Source organism: Paraburkholderia sp. SIMBA_053, assembly GCF_046534895.1.
Taxonomy (GTDB): domain Bacteria; phylum Pseudomonadota; class Gammaproteobacteria; order Burkholderiales; family Burkholderiaceae; genus Paraburkholderia; species Paraburkholderia caledonica.
Genome location: NZ_JAWRXU010000695.1, coordinates 1 through 272, shown reverse-complemented (window position 1 = coordinate 272; position 272 = coordinate 1). Strand labels below are relative to the sequence as shown.

General features: G+C 63.2%; 1 protein-coding gene. It reads right to left on the bottom strand.

Translation table 11 applies throughout. The annotated features are described in order from the left end of the window. Positions 1-10 precede the first annotated feature (10 nt). The gene (locus SB753_RS37360) at positions 11-175 is read right to left on the bottom strand and encodes a hypothetical protein (protein WP_410805181.1); all 165 of its coding nucleotides are present in this window, start codon (positions 173-175) and stop codon (positions 11-13) included. Positions 176-272: the final 97 nt, after the last annotated feature.

Here is a 272-nt window from a genome sequence, read left to right as displayed (position 1 = left end):
CGTTGCGCGCCTAACCCGGCGCCTTGCACTGCAGGTTGTCCCTGTGGGCCAGGTCGCTGCCCACCTTGTAGGCCGCTCCCATCACCGCACCGACAAGCGTGACGACCGCCCACGGATTCCCACCGCTCACCTGCTTGATCTCTGCCGGCGACAGTTCGCGAATTTCAGTTCTCATCTGCGTCCTCCTGTTCTCAGCACCTGCTGCTTGTGTGGTAACCCAGGAGCAACGCGCCGCCCACCAGCGGGCAAAGCATCGCAAGTGCGGTTATCAC

What these genes read in the sequence shown, in the direction of transcription:
- SB753_RS37360 (WP_410805181.1), bottom strand. Translation starts at nt 175, where the DNA reads ATGAGAACTGAAATTCGCGAACTGTCGCCGGCAGAGATCAAGCAGGTG.